At 35.7% G+C, this 17370-nt stretch carries 14 protein-coding genes; all 14 read right to left on the bottom strand.

Annotated elements, in window-relative coordinates; all coding sequences use genetic code 11:
• Positions 1-6: 6 nt before the first annotated feature.
• The 14 genes from Q0X14_RS14215 to Q0X14_RS14150 all read right to left on the bottom strand — a co-directional run bounded on the left by Q0X14_RS14215 (position 7) and on the right by Q0X14_RS14150 (position 17302).
• The gene (locus Q0X14_RS14215; RefSeq protein WP_297840009.1) at positions 7-846 is read right to left on the bottom strand and encodes a M23 family metallopeptidase; all 840 of its coding nucleotides are present in this window, start codon (positions 844-846) and stop codon (positions 7-9) included.
• Positions 847-1479, bottom strand: coding sequence for an L-threonylcarbamoyladenylate synthase (locus Q0X14_RS14210; protein ID WP_297840005.1), 633 nt, complete (start codon positions 1477-1479; stop codon positions 847-849).
• On the bottom strand, positions 1460-2488 hold the full coding sequence (locus Q0X14_RS14205) for a glycosyltransferase family 9 protein (protein ID WP_297840002.1): 1029 nt from the start codon (positions 2486-2488) through the stop codon (positions 1460-1462). The genes Q0X14_RS14210 and Q0X14_RS14205 overlap by 20 nt, the downstream gene beginning before the upstream one ends.
• Before the next feature lie 8 nt (positions 2489-2496).
• Positions 2497-3366, bottom strand: a complete 870-nt coding sequence (locus tag Q0X14_RS14200) for a lysophospholipid acyltransferase family protein (protein ID WP_297839999.1) — start codon at positions 3364-3366, stop codon at positions 2497-2499.
• A gap of 107 nt (positions 3367-3473) precedes the next feature.
• Positions 3474-4850: a GWxTD domain-containing protein gene (locus Q0X14_RS14195; protein WP_297839996.1), complete on the bottom strand. Its 1377-nt coding sequence runs from the start codon at positions 4848-4850 to the stop codon at positions 3474-3476.
• Positions 4851-4931: 81 nt separating this feature from the next.
• Positions 4932-5951 (bottom strand): PorV/PorQ family protein, encoded by a 1020-nt coding sequence (locus Q0X14_RS14190; protein WP_297839993.1) that lies wholly within the window; start codon positions 5949-5951, stop codon positions 4932-4934.
• A gap of 67 nt (positions 5952-6018) precedes the next feature.
• The gene (locus Q0X14_RS14185) at positions 6019-9540 is read right to left on the bottom strand and encodes a hypothetical protein (protein ID WP_297839990.1); all 3522 of its coding nucleotides are present in this window, start codon (positions 9538-9540) and stop codon (positions 6019-6021) included.
• Between the two features lie 31 nt (positions 9541-9571).
• Positions 9572-12403, bottom strand: a complete 2832-nt coding sequence (locus Q0X14_RS14180; protein WP_297839988.1) for a TonB-dependent receptor — start codon at positions 12401-12403, stop codon at positions 9572-9574.
• Between the two features lie 140 nt (positions 12404-12543).
• Positions 12544-13272: a T9SS type A sorting domain-containing protein gene (locus Q0X14_RS14175; protein WP_297839986.1), complete on the bottom strand. Its 729-nt coding sequence runs from the start codon at positions 13270-13272 to the stop codon at positions 12544-12546.
• Entirely contained in the window at positions 13256-13525 is a 270-nt protein-coding gene (locus tag Q0X14_RS14170; RefSeq protein WP_297839983.1) for a hypothetical protein, read from the bottom strand. The genes Q0X14_RS14175 and Q0X14_RS14170 overlap by 17 nt, the downstream gene beginning before the upstream one ends.
• On the bottom strand, positions 13491-14330 hold the full coding sequence (locus tag Q0X14_RS14165; RefSeq protein ID WP_297839980.1) for a hypothetical protein: 840 nt from the start codon (positions 14328-14330) through the stop codon (positions 13491-13493). The genes Q0X14_RS14170 and Q0X14_RS14165 overlap by 35 nt, the downstream gene beginning before the upstream one ends.
• Positions 14331-14530: 200 nt before the next feature.
• A complete protein-coding gene (serA, locus tag Q0X14_RS14160; RefSeq protein ID WP_297839977.1) occupies positions 14531-16114 on the bottom strand; it encodes a phosphoglycerate dehydrogenase in 1584 nt (527 codons plus the stop codon).
• A gap of 7 nt (positions 16115-16121) precedes the next feature.
• On the bottom strand, positions 16122-16451 hold the full coding sequence (trxA, locus tag Q0X14_RS14155; protein WP_297839974.1) for a thioredoxin: 330 nt from the start codon (positions 16449-16451) through the stop codon (positions 16122-16124).
• 20 nt (positions 16452-16471) lie between these two features.
• Positions 16472-17302 carry an SDR family oxidoreductase gene (locus Q0X14_RS14150; RefSeq protein ID WP_297839972.1) on the bottom strand — a complete coding sequence of 277 codons (831 nt, stop codon included), beginning with the start codon at positions 17300-17302 and terminating at the stop codon, positions 16472-16474.
• Positions 17303-17370 lie beyond the last annotated feature (68 nt).

The following is a 17370-nucleotide window of genomic DNA, read 5'->3' as shown; positions in this document are numbered from 1 at the left end:
ACCTCCTTAAAATTTTATAAGAAACTTTTCAGGATCCACAGGTTTGCCTTTATGCCAGATCTCAAAATGTAAATGCGTACCTGTTGTTCTGGTACCGGAATTACCAGCTAATGCTATAACTTCTCCCTGAATAATCCTTTCGCCTTGCTTTCTGATTATTGCTGAACAATGCATATATCTTGTTATAAAGTCATCAGGATGATTAATTATAACAACATAACCGTATTCCGGAGTATAGCCAGCAAAAGAAATATAACCTCCTGCTGATGCAAATATCGGATTATTTTCTTTAGTTGCAAAGTCGATACCGAGATGCCCGTTTTCCGGGTCAAATTTCCTACTCAGATATCCATCCGTAGGTTTAATAAAAATAACCTGAGTAGTATTATCTTCTGTGAAGATTGTTGATAAAAAATTCAGAAAAGCAAAATAGACATTCCCGCCGGCTGGATTTTTTTTAAATTGAGGAGAACTCTGTGTATTCTCATCTCTGAATATTGTTGAATCCTGATTTAATAAAATATTTTTTAATCTCTCATTGTTAGATTTGAGTTTTTCTAGTTCATTGGCAAGACGAATAATTTTTTCATTCAATTCTCTCAACTGCATTTTTTCAGGTGTGTTATATCTGTAACTATCCGGAAGTAGATAATTATCGAGTGAGACAAAAGTGATAAGATAAAATCCTAAAATCAAAACGATTAAAGTATAAATCAGAATTAGTGTAGTGATTTTTAGAAAAGAAAGTTTGATAGTTTTAGTTCCGGTTGATGGATCGTGTGGAACCAAGACCACAGAAAATTCAGTTAGTTTCTTTAACCGTTTTTTATCGAATTTAATTTTCATTTATTTGAAATTTTTGATTATGTCAGAGAATTTAATCTTCCCTTCGCGAATTAACTTAGGTTTATCATCACTTAAGTCTATAACAGTTGACGCTTCAAAAAATGATTTTTGGGATGAATAAAAAAGTGCATCTATTTCTTTCCCAAATTCCTGCATTATCATATCAGGATCATTCATCGGCTCCTTGCCAGAACGATTTACACTTGTGGAAATGAGTGGCATTTTTATTTCATTAAGAAACCTGAGACAAAATCTGTTATTAGGGATACGAAATGCTCCGGTATCAGAGCCAAGAATATCACGAGTCTGCTCATTCAGTTTTAACACAACCGAAATCGGATTAGGCCAAATGCTCAGAAGAAAATCATAAAACTTTTCGGATTTTATATCAGCATACTTTGCCAGGATTTCAACACTGCCAATGAGATGAATATATCTTTTCCAATCCGGTCTTCCTTTTATTTTTGTAATCTTTCTTAGCACTTCATCATTAAATGGATTACCACCAAAACCATAAATTGTATCAGTAGGATAAATAAAAACTCCGCCATTAAAAAATAGCTCGGTTGCGAATTTTATTGCCTGATCAAAATTCTCATCAATATTTATAAATTTAACTACCTGTGTGTTCATTTAACATTTCCTCTGCAATTCTTAGAACTTCATTTTCAGATAATTTATTTGCACAATTAAAATGATCCAACGGACATTCTTTATATCCATGAATTCCACAAGGTTTACAATCGAGTTTATCAAAACTTACAAAACGACTTCCGTATAAGTAAGGATAAAACCCAAAACCCGGTATAGTAGAGCAATAAATTGTAAGAACTTTAATTCCTGAACACATACCAAAATGTGTTGGAGCGCTATCGTTTGAAATTAATAATTTACATCGCGTAAGCAAATTTATTGATTCCACGATTGAAAATTTTCCTGCAGCGTTAAAAACTTTTTCATCACTGCTTTCGGAAATTGAGCTACATAATTGCTCATCATCTTTTCCACCAATAAGAACGACAGAAAATCGGTTCTTTAAAAAATGATTAACAATCTTATTCCATTTTTCAATTGGATATCTTTTTGTTGCCCAGATACTGCCGGGTGCAAATGCTATCAGATTTTTTGTGTCAACATCTTTAATAAAATTATCAACCTTATTTACAACTTCATTGCTGAATTTGATAAACGGTTTAATTCTCCACGATGAATCATCATATTTGAATCCGATTAAATCAAGATTACGTTGAACTTCGTGCTTCGATAACTCATATTGAATAATATTTTTATAAACATATCTGAGCGAAGCATTTGAAAAGCCATAGCTTTCATTTACTTCTGAAAGTAAGACAAGCAAAGATGTTCTTAACGACCTATGTGCAGAGTAAATTTTATCGTAATTATTTTTTTTCAATTCTTGTGCAAACTTGATCAATGAGAAGAATGATTTTTGTTTTCCGCGTTTATCAATTACGATTGCATTATCAACATAAGGTGCCGCAAGGAAAATTTCCTGAGTTGAAGGAATACAAAGTACATCAAGCTGCGAATCAGGATTAGATTCCTTTAACTTTTCCAGAGCTGGTAAAGTTAAAATTGCATCACCAGGAAAAGCTGTCTGTATGAATAAAAATTTTTTCATAATGATGTTTAATGCTTCCATCTTCTGTGCATCCAGAGCCACTGCTCAGGATTCTGTGAAATAATTTTCTCGAGATACCTTATCATTCTTTTTGTGATAATTTTTACTTTCTCATCAAAGTCATCAGGAAGATTTGTTTGATCAAGTTCAATCAAAGTTGCTTTATATGTAAAATCTTTTTGTCTGACTGGAATTCCAAAAATAATTGGCGCTCCTGTTTTTAATGAAAGAACTGCCGGACCAGTATAAACTGAAGTTTTCTTTCCAAAGAATTCGAGCTTCAATCCTTCTTCCGGTCCTCTCTGATCAGCGACCATCGCGGCAATTCCATTATTCTTTAGTACTGCATAAATATTTCTAACCGAAACACCAAGAGTTACTACTTCATTAAGCCATCGGGTTCTCATCCTGTTCATCCAGTCATTAACCAGCTTATTGCGCTGGTTTTTTACTATGATATAAAATTTTTTATTCAACTGCAGTGAAGCTGAAGCAGCAATATATTCCCAGTTTCCAAAATGAGCCGAAAGTAAAATTACACCGTTGCCCAGATTATTCTTTTCGGTAATAAGATTCAGATTTTCTATTTCCACTGCGTTCTTCATTTCCGATTCTTTCATCCAGGGCAGATATAAAATTTCCACAATCGAGATTGCAAAGCTGAGATAACTTCCATACGCAATCTTGTTTTTTTCTTTTTGTGAAAGATCAGGAAATGCAATATCCAGATTTTCAAAAACTGTTTTTTTTCGTATAGGAATTAAATAGAAAAATGTAAAGGCAAGAACCTTTGCAAATTTTCTTGCCATCTTTAATCCAAGAATTCTGAATAAATAGCTGAACGCAATGAAAAGTATGTATTCTAAACGATCTTTCAATTTGAAATGAAATTTATTTGATATGTAAAAATAAGGATAAGAATTAAGTATAGAATGATTTAAAACAATACGGCTGTCCAACTTTCATCAGACAGCCGGGAAAAATTTTAGCGGGCAATTATAATTCTTCTGCCCCAATTATCATCTCTTAGTTCACCTCGTTTTGTAGAATGAACAAGAGTATATTCAGAAAATCCTGTGAGATCAGCAAAGATGAAATAAACACCACCTTCAATATCATTGTAATACCAGATCTCATAAGGTCGACTTTCAATCTGATTCGGGTATCTTTCTATTTCTGATGGCTCGCCATAAATTATGAATACTCTTCCTCTGTCAGTTTTCCAACCAGCTTTTTGCATCGAACTGAATCTCGTGTTTGCTGATTCAACTCTTTGCAGATAATCATAAAAATATTCATTCTCTTTCGTTGACGGATCCTGATCTCTGCCATTCCAGAAATTAAAAAGAAATTCCCGCTTCCCATCAACACCACTTAACTTTTTATATTTATCAATTTCCTGCGAAGTTGCGATGTACTTTGACTTATCAAATATATCATCGAGCTCTTCTTCTGACATTGTTCCAAAGGTCGAGCTAAGTACGGGTTTTACCTGATGATATACGGAATCGGTTTCAATAACATCAGGATTATAGACAAAGAATTTTTTTGAAGAAGTAACTCCAATATCGCTGGCAGTATCAATTAGTGAGATTGCAAGAGTATAAGTGTCAGTTGGCAACTGAGAAAGAATAAATGATCCAACTTCAACTCTTGTATCATTTTTTCTTGAAATCATTTTATTTTTTTCGCGAACAATTTTACCTCGACTGTTGAAAATAATTTCATTTAATTTTAATGTATCACTCTTCATCGCGGGATCAGATATGTTGTAAATTTCAGAGTAGAAAAACAATGCTGGCTGATTGCCACCAAATACTAAATTTGGAATTGGTATAACTTCATAAGTGTTCTTATAAAAAATCGAATTTTTATTCTCACTTCCCTGAATCATTTTTGAAGCAAGTTGAATATCACTTATTGCAGCTGAAGAATTTAATAAAGGTTTTACTCTCAGAAATTCTGTAATTGACCTGAAGTTATCAGTTTTGTTAAGATCAGTTCCTTTAACAACGCATTTTAATATTCCTTTTGGAAGAATAAAACTTACAACACCGACCAGACTCTGAGCTCCGGTTGTTACAACTTCTACCGGATGTCTTATCAGCCATTGATTGTTTACCAATGTATCACTTGTAGTGCTGTCAGTAATTTGAATACTTAAGGCGGCTTCAACCAGATTTTCACCTTCTTTATTGACGGTGGTTAGTTTTGACTGATCAAATACATAATAGATTTCAACATAATTTGATGCTGAATCATAAGCAAACTGAGCATAGTCAAAATCAAATCCAGCATCCTGAGAAAAGAGGACTGATGATTTAGTAAGCAGAACAAATAAAACAGTAAATAATTTTTTCATTTTACAATATCCTCAAAATAAAACAAATAAGGCGTCTATTTACTTAAAAACAGACGCCTTAAAATTAGATTTTTCTATCTGCTATTCAAGACCAAGTTTAACGGTGAAAATATGATTAGCAGTTGGGAATTCTTTAACATCTCTGAAAGCATAATCAAGAACAACATTAATTCCGTCGGTCATTTGATAGTTTATACCGGCGCCGGCTGTGAAACCAAATGTATTCTGATCAGTATTTTCAAGAAGTAAATCATAACCAGCTCTCAGGAAGAACATCTGATTGAATCCATATTCGAGACCAAATTTCATCTGATCTTCAAGTGCATTATTGTTCCTGAAAGTTGAAGCTATCTGAAGCATATTCTGTTCGTTAATATCATAAGTATAACCAACAGCTAATTCAAAATAGCTAGGAATCTGGAATGGTTCAGCAACTACTTCGAAGGTGCCTTCTCTTGAACCTGGCAATGTTCCAGGTATACCAGTGTTAACCTGCAAATTAGAACCGCTATAAACCATATTAGTACCGATATTTTTTACAGCAGCACCAAGTGTTAAATTATTATTAAATCTATACTGAACACCAAAATCAACCGCAAAACCAGTAGCATTAGCATCGAGTATAGTTTCGCTAATAACTTTTGCATTTACACCAACACTTACTCTATCTGTTATCACTTTAGCATATGATAATCCTGCAGTCAAAAATCCCGGAGAATAAGTGGAACCATCACCATCAGGAGCATCAAAAGTGGTAACAGGAATATCACCGATATCGAATGTTTTTATACTGAAAGCAAAGGAACCTAAATCGCCAAGATTGGTTCCGATAGCAAAATAAGAAACATTGATATCAGCAATGTAAGTCATATAACTGAACATTGCTTCACTTCCGGTGGTATGAGCAAAACCAGCCGGATTGTAATACAGTGCTTCCAAACCAGTAACATTAGAAAGGAAAGCTTCACCAGTTGCTATACCTCTTGCACCAACAGGAACAAGCAGCTGGTCAGCACCAGTAGTTCCTTTCCTCGATTTATCGCCTGCAATGCTTGGAACAATGCAAGCTACAGCTAAAAATATAATTATCAATTTTTTCATTTCAATTAACTCCTCAACTTTTTTCAATTTTATTAAGCGGCGGAATAAACTCCGCCGCACAATTTTATTAATATTGCTGAATCTGCTTCTGTGGTTGAATTATCGAGAACTTCAGAATTTTTTCACCGAACTTTGGTGAAGAGACTATAGCGATGTATAATCCAGAAGCTACTCTTAATCCATCTTCATTCTTTAAGTTCCATCTGAGGAAAGTAGAACTTGGAGATGATTTATCAGATGTATTAAGAGTTCTTACAAGTGTTCCACCCAGAGTAAATATTTTGATAGTTACTTCATCCGGCAAGTTTGAGAAAGTTACAAATGGTTCATCCGGAGAATTTGCCGGATCATAACTTGTTGCCGGATTGAATCCAAACAACGGATTCGGGAATACATTTACCTTATCAAACAATGCTCTCTGCTGATCTTCACTTAACTGACCTTTAAAGATAGTTTTGAAAGTAAATTTATCAGCTGATGTGTATGGATAAGTTTCCATTGGGATGGTTAATACATCACCTGGTTGATAGAAATCGCCGTTAGCATTTTTCTTTAAGCTAACAACATACATAGCATTAAAGAATGGGGATTGTGCCTGAGCAACTTCATCGGGAGTAGCATTCGGATCATTCAGATTATATCCCTTGATAACATCAGGCCAGTTACTGCCCGAATATGTTCCATTACCACCAGTATAAACATTCTGATTTCCATTTGGGTCATAAGGAGCATCAAATATAATGATTGCCTCATTACCTAATGGCGATGTAACAGTACCTGGGTCCCAAACGCCATCGGGATTGCCGAAAATTGTTTTTGATAACTCGACAAAACCAACAGCTAATTGTCTTTCTTCTCCATAGCGTTCATCTTTAACCCAGGCCTGGAAAGGAACATCTACAAAACCTTCGCCAAATTTCTGAATACCTGAACCATTTGTGTCAGCAGCGAAAATATATGGAGCATAAATATAAGTTGAGCGCCTTGTAATCGGAGTGCCTTTAAATCCATTAAGATATCTGTAGGCCTTTCCCTGGACTCCGAATCTTAACTCAACAGTTCTCAACTTGTTAGCTCTTATATAATTTGATTGAGCATTTGAAGTCGCACCAATTTGTGCCGGAGTTCCTTGTGGTAAGTCTTTACCTACATAAAATATACCTGTAGCAGAATCGGAACGAAAACTTGTGTACCACTTATTTGTTGATGGTGTGTACACAGGTGATTCTAAACCGATAGATGCCTCAACAGGTTTAACTTTAACAATAAAACCGTCAACCACTTTACCGGCATATTTTGTAGTATCGAAATCATATGTTTTACTTGAATCAATAAGAATTGAATTTGTTCTGTTATTTCTAATTCTCCAGAACGGTGAATAAGGGGTACCTGGTGCCTGATTTACATCTTCAAAGAATTCAACAGTATATTCATCTCCTGTAAGTTGATCTGAATTAACAGTCAAAATCTTAACATCACCATCAGAAGCACCTGATAATCTTGTTCCCTGTGTTCCTCTATAGGCAGGTGCATATTGGTCTTCGCCAAAGATTGCATAAATAAGAGGTGTTTCAAATTCTTCATAAGCACTACCTACCGGGTCATAATAATCACCAACATCACCATAATTACCACCTGAACGAGGAACAATTACCTGATGATTAAGATAATATTGAGTTATTGCAAAATAGTACTCGTGACCTTTAACGAAAGGTTCACCTGTAAATGGATCTCTCTCAAGTCTTAATCTAATTCTGCCACTATTCGGATCGCTATATATTGCAGGATTTAATTTATTTGAAGCATTAGCTTCTTTAATAATTAAATTCTGTCCTCCATTTGGAGCTATCTGATAAACATTTTTTATAAAATTATCAATCTGATAGTCGGCTACAATCTTACTATTAACCTGACCAGCCACTACATCCGACTTAGAACGGGTTTTGAAGGCTGTAACATAGAAGCCCTGTAGTCTTCTTTCAACTCCTAACACTGTATCAACTCCTAAATAATTTGCCTGTTCATAAGTATCCCAGTCAATATCAATAAAATTGCTTCCATTCTTAACACTGAAATTAATCGGCGGAGGTGAAGGAAGTGTTGGGAAATTTGTATCAAATAATAATTGAGCAACCTGATCATATTCTTTGGCTACTGTGACAGAATTGGCCGCATTCTGACCAATACCGACTACATAAGCAGCAACTATATCAACAGGTTGTCCCTTAACTAACTTAAACGGACCGGTGTTCGACATCTGTCTCTGATCATCCGGACCAATGTTTAACCATCCATTTTTAGTTACAGGATCTCCAGAGTACATAAATTTAGGATTTATTCCAAGACTTCTGATAACAGCAGTATCTGTCAACTGAACACCATTCTGGAATACTCCTCCAAAAGACCAGGTCGCGGGATCAACATTATTTCCAAATTTGTCAAACCCGAGCATATAGTTTCGAGCTTCAAACTGTGTATTGGGGTCGCCCTGAGTTGGGTGGCTTTGAATGTATTGCACAAAGGACGATAATCCAACATTTAACGCGCCAGGATATTCTTTCACGCCCCGAACCTGTCCCTGAACATTGTGGGCAGTATCAAGAGGAGTATCCACCCCATCATCATAAACACCATTACCATTATTATCTGTAAAACTTACACCTGGAACATAAGCAATAGGACCCTGGAAAAAGTCAATTAAAAAGCAAGGAGGTGTTGCACCCCACTGAGTGTCATCACCATCGTTATATGTAAAACCAGCATTTAATGTTGTATCACAACCTACGAGGTCATCGGTGTAGCCAACAGAACCACCAATATCTGCATCAGCCCAAACTCCGAAATAAACATCATCAAGAGTGTCAGCCACTAAACCAGTATTAAGAATGCTGTAGCGAATAAAAATCATATTTCCCGTAATTCCCTTAGAAGCAAAACCAAATACACTCTGGCGAATTTCTATTCCCTGAGGAGTAACATCAATATATCTTCTGAGTGAAGGTCTTTGGGAATCTTTTATTACTAGCCATGCAGTTGCATCACCGATTAAATCAGGTCTGTCTTCTGTAGGGTCCCATTTCCCGTTACCATTTAAGTCAACCGGGTTATATTGACCATCGCCATCGCCATCATAATAATAAGCTCCAAGTGCAACTGCATCTTTCCACTCAATCCAGCTATCAGCAAAATCACCGTCACTCTGACGTAACACATAAATACCATTTCTGGAATCATTAGTACCAAATTCGTAAGTGCCTCTTTCATAATCCTGAACACGGGAAGCAGATGCGACTGCATTTGCCCAAGGTGTTCCATTTGTTTTTCCGCTAAGGAAGAATCCACCCGAGAAAAGGAAAGTGTTTTCACCAACACGACCACCTTCCCTTCCATCGATGGAAACATCAGCCAGAACACCTTCCCAGTTCATCGGCATTTCGATATTATTTATAAAGAACCTATAAGAATCACCGGCATAAAGGTTCCCTTTATAGGTAGTTTTCTTACCACCATCACCACTGGTAAAAGCTAATGACACGATTACCAATAAGATGATAGTAAAAAGTTTAATTATTATGTTTTTATTTCTCATTTTTATTTCCTCTCTAATTATTCAGCATCAATTAAAAGGTTATGTTTGAAAAATTAACCTTAAATCCAACTTTTATCGTTCTTGGTATTCCGAAATTAAATGGATTTCGTTCAAGAGATTGATAATCCTGTTTGAATTTTTCAGGATTAGGAGTACTCTCAGCATATGTTCTTCCGTTCGGAGTATTGAGCCATCCAGTAGTCAACGGAGAACCGGTTGAACGGTAAACATTTACAACATTGTCTGCGTCAAACAAGTTTTCAATCCATAAATAAGGTGTAAACATTGCATTACCCAAAGCAAATCCTTTCTCAAGTTTCAAATCAACTCTAAAGTTTCCCGGACCATAAGCAGAATTAACATATCCTTTTGTATCACCATAGTTGGTATTTCCAACTAAAAGATTTTGTTCTTTAAGTGGTGTATATGGTCTTCCACTATTGAAAGAGATCAATACATTTGCACTAAGCAATTCAAAAATACCAAGGTCACCTTTAGGTACATAGAAATCAAGGTTAATAGTTCCAGTATGTCGCTGATCGAAATCAAGTGGTGCAATAACCTTAGGGATTCTATCTCTACCAGTATTTCTAAACGCAGCGACAAAGTTTGAACTTGTTGATGAACCGGTTCCCTCTGCAATGGAATAAGTATAATTAAAAGACATTGAGAAATAGCTTACTCTGGAAACATCCAAAGAGAATGCTAATCCTTTAATTGTACCAAAATCAGTATTTGTTGGTGCATAATATTCTTCCTGTGCACCACCAATAGTTCTTGAAAAGAATACAACCTGTTGATTTATTAATCCTCTGGTATTCTTATAAAATGCTGTAATATTAAGTGCAGCAACATTTCCTAAAACTTGTCTGAAACCAACTTCATACTGAGTTGTTTCTTCACTGTTTACCTGACCGTTAAGAAATGTTGCCTGAGCATCACTCAATAAGAAATCATAATCAAATCTAGCAGCATAAAGTTGATTGAGCGAAGGTTGCTGTATAAACTTTCCATATTGAGCATGGAAAACTGTTGTAGCAGTAACCGGGAATCCAAGACCGATTCTTGGACTAACTTTAAATTCAGCTTTCTTTTTAACAAAATCTGCTGCATCAAATTCCTGAGGATTACCGGCAGCATAAGGCAGTTCAGGATTCTTTAATATATCTGCTTTAGTATCAAAGTAGTCAAATCTTACACCTACATTTAATACAAGATCCTCTAATTCGAATCTATCCTGAATGTAGCCATAAGCAAGAAGTGGATTTCTTGGAGCAAATTTTGTGAGCTCTGCATTATCTTCCGATGTTTCTTCCTTACCAAAAATATCAAAACCAATAACAGAAGGTGTTAAAGTTTTATATCTTTCTTCTGGTGTTAAACTTTGGAGACTTGGTAATGCTAAACCAATAGGTGCGATTGAATAATTTCTGATAGTATGATAATTTGCTCCGAACCCAACTTCAATCAAATGATTTTCAATTTGTGAGGTAAAGTCAAAATCACCACTTATAGTATTTGATTGATACTTAGAATAATTATTCCACATTCGACCATTCCTTGCAAAAATACCATTTTCATCAAATTGAATTCTCTGGCCGTTTGCTGGAAGAATTATTCCAAATTTTTGTGCATTTTTAGCACTATCACCATAAGCTTCTATATCGTCAAACCATAGACCATCGCCGGACTCCTGTTTAAAGAATTTATAACCAGCCGTTAAATTCCAGAACGAATTTGAACTGACATTTTGAGATAATCTAAGGGTATATGACTGGTTCATTTCTTTATTTCTTGTATTATGTTCAGCATTATTTTTCATATAAGACTGAACCACACCTCTATAATCTCTTGTATTTATATTAGCTCCTAAACGTGCTGTCCAATCACCGAAACCGTGACTGGTTCTAGCGGTAATTCTATAAACACCAGCATCATTCTCGGGAATAAAGTCATAAGATTTTCCTATTGAAGGGAATTCATAATTGATTGCTCTTGGATCTGAGTCTTTAAACCATCCTCTTTCAAAAGAAAGGAAGAATGTCTGTTTAGGATTGCCTGGTATAATCGGACCACCAATAGTTCCTGTATAAAGGTTATATCCATAATTATCCGTATAGGATGATGTCAATACATCTGCATACAAAGAATAGTTAGCTGAACCTGTTTTAGTGGTAACATTAACGATACCAGACTGTGCTTGTCCATATTTCGCTTCATAGCCACCAATTTCAAATGCTATCTGTTCAATGGCCGCGTTTGACACCTGCGAATAGTTAGAGCCAGTAAATACATCATTCTGAGGTATTCCATCAACTATATATAATACTTCGCCACCACGACCGCCTCTAACATTTATGGTAGCATTTCCATCAGAACCACCACTTCCTTCTGACATAACCACACCAGATTGAAGTGATGCTAACTTCTCTACACCTTTTACAGGTAAGCGATTAATCTGTTCTGAGTCTATAACTTTTTTAGTGTTAGTAGCTTTTTCTTCAAAAAACTTTTTGTCCTGAATTACAATTTCAGGTAATGTAAAATCTGTGCTCAATTCAACATTAAGTTCATAAGTTACGCCTGCAACAATTCGAACATTTTGAACTGTTTTAGGTGCATAACCAACATAACTGAATCGAACATCGTAGTTTCCGGGAGGAATGTTAAGAACAAAATATTCTCCCTCGACATTAGTCGCGGCACCCCAGTCTGTATTTAATATAACAATGTTTGCTCCAACAAGCGGTTCTTTTGTATCAGCGTCAATGACTTTACCGCTTAGCTTTCCAACGCCGGATTGTGCATAAAGTGAAAAGCTGAGAAGGAGCGTACCTATTAGTACGGTAAAAATTCGTTTCATCTCTTCTCCACCATATATTGTTATTAGTTAAGGTAATAGTAAAAATCTAAGTTTAATAAATCAAAAAGCGGATGGTCAAACCTATTTATAGGAATGTGCCACCCGCTTTAGTTAAAAGAACATTATTTTCAACACTTGAATTACTTCAATAACATCATCTTTTTGGTTGCTGTAAAGTTACCAGCAGTAATTGTGTAAACATACATTCCTGAAGCAAGATTTGAAGCATTAAATACAACATTGTGAGTTCCTGCATCCTGAACCTGATTTACTAGTGTAGCAACTTCACTACCGAGCATATCATATACTTTAATTGTAACATTGCTTCTTTCAGCAATTGAGTATTTAATGTTTGTGCTCGGGTTGAATGGGTTTGGATAGTTCTGAGCTAATTCAAAAGTGCTTGCAACAGGTGTTGGGTCTGTTGAAGTAACAGTAATATCAAAGGTTGTATAAACAAGATCATTATCAGTTAAAATATTATCAAATGGACCAACACCGGTTGTCTGGTCAGCAAGATAAATTATATGTGCTCTGTAAGTTGTTGGATTAACCTGCTGTAAATGCTGAGCAGCATGTCCGAATACTTCAGAAAGGCTTGAGCTCATGCCAGGGAATGTTCCACCATAGTTCCAGGTGTTTCCACCATCAGTAGAGAAAGCATGATATAAATCTCTCCAGTAATATGTGGTAGCGGCTCCGTTATCAGCGGTGTCTAATCCGCCTTGAGCATTAAACTGTGGACCAGTCCACATAACATAAATTACCTGACCATCATCGCTGACCGAAACTGATGGATAAGCCTGACCAATACTGTTAGTAGGATAGTAATCGGCAATAGCCTGAACTGTATCAATAGCTTCGATCACTTATAGATACCCAGGTATTAGACGAAGAATTCCAATATAAAACAGGGAAGGCATTTCCGATTGCAGTATCTCTTGTTGCATTAAATACTAATCCATAACCATTAGCAACGGCGTGCATAACACCATTGTTATCAACAGCAATATCAACCTGCCCAAAGTTTTCGAATAATGGGGCATAGTTTGGAGTGTGATAACCAGATACTAAATCAAATTTTCCATCAGGAGCTATTGTTTTTCCGGTCCAGAGTCGCACCGCCATCTGTGGAAGAGATAGCCCAGAAGTTATCTGCTTGGGCTTCAGGAACACCATCAAAAACATGTCCGTCACCAACGTTTGTTCCAAAGTAAGCAACATATTGTTCGTTCTTTGATTTAGACATACCAACTTCAACTCCACCATTGTCTACCCAATAAATTGGTGATGGCGAATAAGCGCTTATGCTATCCCAATTTACAAATGATACACCGAAATCGGTTGATTTATAAAACTGAAATTGAGTTCTATTACCAGAAGTTCCTAACCAGATATTATCGCCTGCCATCTGAACAGATGGATCAGATGAAGGATCAAACTGGGCAACGATGTAACCAGTTGAACCATCCCAAATAGCTAGTCTGCTTGGAGTATGAAATACCATTCCAACTGTTCCGGCTAATTGTCCGGTTAATCCTAAATCGATTTGAGGCCAACCACCAGCACCATTACTAGCTGACTGATTTGTCCAGGAGCCGCCCGACTTGAATGAGTGAACTGCATTTCTGGTAGCAGCTCCCTGCCAAGGTCTGACCATGTTGAAGCAGTGAACAACATCATTTGCTTCATCATAAACTATTTGATCACGTACAACCGAATTAGTGAAATAGTCATAATTTGTGGTAACACCAATCGATTCACCATTAATTATAACAGGTGAAGGATTATGTTTCTCAACATAAGTAACATTTGCATTATCATCCACTAATTGCTTGGAATGAATCTTTACAGATGCATTCTGAGCAAGGATGAAATTTGTCATTAAAAATGACAAGAGGAGAATTGTAAGAAGATTTTTAACCATTGCGGTCTCCTTTTATTTATGATTTGATATTGGTTAGTTAATTGTTATCTAACTGTTAAATTTTTGTTAAAATTTAAATGCTCACTTGTTGAAAAATACAGTAAACTGTGATTTTAGTCAAGTTTTTTAAACTTTTTTTATTTCTGTTTGCTTAATAGTTTTTTTTTGAGAAAATGTCAAGCAATCAAATTTTCCTTAATTCAAACCTGGACAAAAGAAATTTCATTAATTCCACCTAAAGTTTTTATTTTATTCAATTCACTTTCTGTAATCAAATCATCCGTGCTGATTAGTGTAAGTGCATCTTTACCTTGAGTAATTCTACCCAAAGATAATCCAGCAATATTAATATTTTTCTCGGCTAAAATTTTTCCCACTGATGCAAGCATTCCGGGTTTATCAATATTTTTATATATGAGTAAATTACCCTCAGGTTTTACTTCTACAAGATAATCATCAATTTTAACGATTCGCAATTCGCTTTTGCCAAATACAGTTCCTGAAATTGTTTTTGTGCTTTCTTCAGTGCTCATTTCAACATTTATCAGATTTCTGAATGTAGAATCCTCCGAAGATAATTTTTCATCAATGGAAATTTTTAACTCTTTAAGAATTACAGGTGTGTTTACAAAATTGACACCTTCAGTCATTTTCCGTGAAAGAAATCCTTTTGCAAAAGCCAGAGATAATTCTTTAGAATATTTGTGAAGATTATCTCCACTTAGTTCGATTGTGATTTTCTTTAATCTTTCATTAAGTAATTGAGCTGAAAATATTCCGAGCTTTTCACTCAGATTAAAAAACATTTTTATTTCTTCAGGAAGTTCTTCACTAAATGCTAAAAGATTCACAGCTCCGGAAATTTTTCCTGCAGAGAAATAATCTACTATCTGCTCAGCAATTTGAATTGCAACTAATTCCTGAGCTTCTTCTGTTGATGCACCCAAATGCGGAGTGCAAATTACTTTTGGATTTTTCAACAATGGATTTGAAAAATCCGGTGGTTCTGTTTCAAAAACATCCAATGCAGCACCGGATACTTTAGTTTGATTAATCGCTTCCAACAAATCAGATTCATTCACTATTCCACCCCGGGCGCAATTGACAATCTTAACTCCATCTTTGCATTTATTTAATACTTCTTTGTTAATCAGATTTTTTGTTTCAGAATTTAAAGGCACATGGACAGTGATTATATCAGCAAGTTTCCAAATTTCTTCAAGCTTGAACAGCTTTACACCTAATTCAGAAGCAACATCATCAGCAAGCAAAGGATCATATCCAATTAAGTTCATTCCAAATGCTTTGGCTCGCTTGGCAACTTCCTTCCCGATTTTTCCAAGCCCTAAAATTGCTAAAGTTTTGCCCTTGAGTTCGGTTCCGCTATATTTTTTTCTGTCCCATTTACCATCAAAGATTGATTTGTTTGCCTGAGGAATATTTCTGCACAAAGCAAGAATCATTGCCATCGTGTGTTCTGCAGTGGAAATTGTATTCCCACCAGGAGTATTCATAACAAGGATGCCTTTTTGCGTTGCGGCATTAATATCAATATTGTCTACTCCAGCGCCGGCTCTGCCAATCACCTCCATTGATTTCATTCGGGAAATTAATTCAGCATCTACTTTTGTAGCACTGCGAACAACTAATACATTATAATCAGAAATAATATTTAAGAGCTCATCGCGGGAATAATCTGTTTTATATGTAACAGAATATCCCGCTGACTTAAAAATTTCTATACTCTTTGAATTGACAGAATCTGAGATGAGAATTTTTTTCATTCAGACTTTAAGCAGTTTTAAGAAGAGGTTCAATTTTACTTACAATCATCGGTTTAGGTACAGCACCAATAATTGTATCAACAACTTTTCCATCTTTAAAGATTAGTAATGTAGGAATACTTCTAACTCCGTATTTGATAGCTGATTGCTGATTGTTATCAACATCAAGTTTACCGACTTTTAATTTGCCATCATATTCCGCTGCAAGCTGCTCAACTATGGGTGCAATCATTTTACAAGGACCACACCATACAGCCCAGAAATCAACTAATACGGGAATATTTGATTGAAGAACTTCCTGCTCAAAATTTTCATCAGTAATTGTAATTGGTTTCATAATTCCTTCCTTTGTAAAGTTTAAAAGTCGATTGGTTTTCCTTGTCCGACAAAATTAACAATATCTTCACCACCATCAGCGTGAATAACACTGCCCGAAATCCATTCACCACCATCCTTGCAAAGCAAAGAAATTACTTTGGCAATATCTTCAGGTTGAGTTAATCTGCCGTGAGGATTTTTTCGATATGCAATTTCAATCATTTCTCTGTTGCCAGGAATTTTTCTTAAAGCAGGAGTATCAGTTACTCCGGCCATGATTGCATTAACAGCTGCACCTGTTGAACCAAGCTCAACCGCCAACTGTCTGCAGTGAGATTCGAGTGCTGCTTTAGCTGCAGAAACTGCTCCATAATATGGAATAGAAGTGTGGCTGCCAGAGCTTGTCATTGCAAATATTCTTGAAGATGGTGCAAGCAAACCATTAATAAAAATATCCTGTGTCCAGTAAACTAATGAGTGAGCCATTACATCAAGCGTCATTTCCATCTGGGCTTTAGTAATTGCCTGCTCTTCACCTGACGGAATGAATGGTTTCAGTGTTCCGAAAGCTAATGAGTGAAGTATAACTTTAATCAGAGGTTTACCGTTTAATTTGGATTTAATTGTAGAAACAATTTCTTTTCTTTTTACTTCGTCAGCAGCATTGGCATTAAAGAATTCAACTTCAACACCAGAGCTTTTGATTTCTTTGATAATTCTTTCAACATTGGGCATTGTTGCCTGACGGTCAAGATGTACGCCGAAAATATTGTAACCGTCTTTGGCTAATTTAATTGCAGTGGCTTCTCCAAATCCTGATGATGCACCAAGAATCAAAGCCCAAAATTTTTGATGATCTCCGCTTTTCATTATCAGTTCATCCTATCTGTTGTTAAATACGGGCGCAATAATACTAAATACAAAAAACCTATACAATA

Source organism: Ignavibacterium sp. (assembly GCF_025998815.1).
Lineage (GTDB): Bacteria > Bacteroidota > Ignavibacteria > Ignavibacteriales > Ignavibacteriaceae > Ignavibacterium.
The sequence above is the reverse complement of the archived record's forward strand: the minus strand, read 5'-3'. Positions and strand labels throughout refer to the sequence as shown.